Consider the following 676-nt stretch of genomic DNA (forward strand, 5'->3'; position numbering starts at 1 on the left):
ATATTAAATAATCATCAAGTGAGCCTATCTCTACCTGAACATTAGTCCCCTTACTGATCCAACTACAAAGGCTGGGCCAAATCGTTTTCTGTGTTGTAGCTGATAAAATCCTGCTCGTGAGGGAAATGGACGACCCGAGCACGCTGTTGTTGCAACCAGCCGCGGATGCTGCGCATTCCTGAATAAAGGTATGGCACGGTGCTTTGCAGGATTTGCGGCCGGATAAACATCACGCTGTAATGCGGTCTGGCAGGGGTCTCCACATAAAACGCATTGCACAATGGCGTGCGCCGCGCGATGGTTTCAAACTGGGAAACCAAGTTTTCAGGCAAACGCGGCATATCGCAGGATACGATAAGCAGCCAATCGGCAGTGGCAATTTGCAAATCGTTGGCAGCAGTACACAAAGCGGCTAGAGGACCGTAATGCTGCCATTGGCGCGCATCAGAAAAAACGTGCGCGCTGCGTTGGGCGTAAGATTCAAGGTTACGGTTGGCACTGATGGCGATGTGGCTGACTTGGGGGCGGATTTTTTCGATAACATGATCTATCAAGGCTTTGTTGTGCCATTGCACCAACCCCTTATCGACACCTCCCATCCGGCTTCCCTGCCCGCCGGCCAATATCAGTGCGAAAATTTTCATTTTGGTAGTCCTTTGCGAAGCAGAGTATGGAG

The 676-nt window shown here is 50.7% G+C and carries 1 protein-coding gene; it reads right to left on the minus strand.

The window, feature by feature from the left end; all coding sequences use genetic code 11:
* Positions 1–62 precede the first annotated feature (62 nt).
* Positions 63–676 (minus strand): molybdenum cofactor guanylyltransferase MobA (mobA, locus tag ACTHUT_RS21440; RefSeq protein ID WP_440419825.1); only part of this gene is annotated, 614 nt, incomplete at its 5' end.

Source organism: Neisseria sp. P0022.S010 (assembly GCF_051956635.1).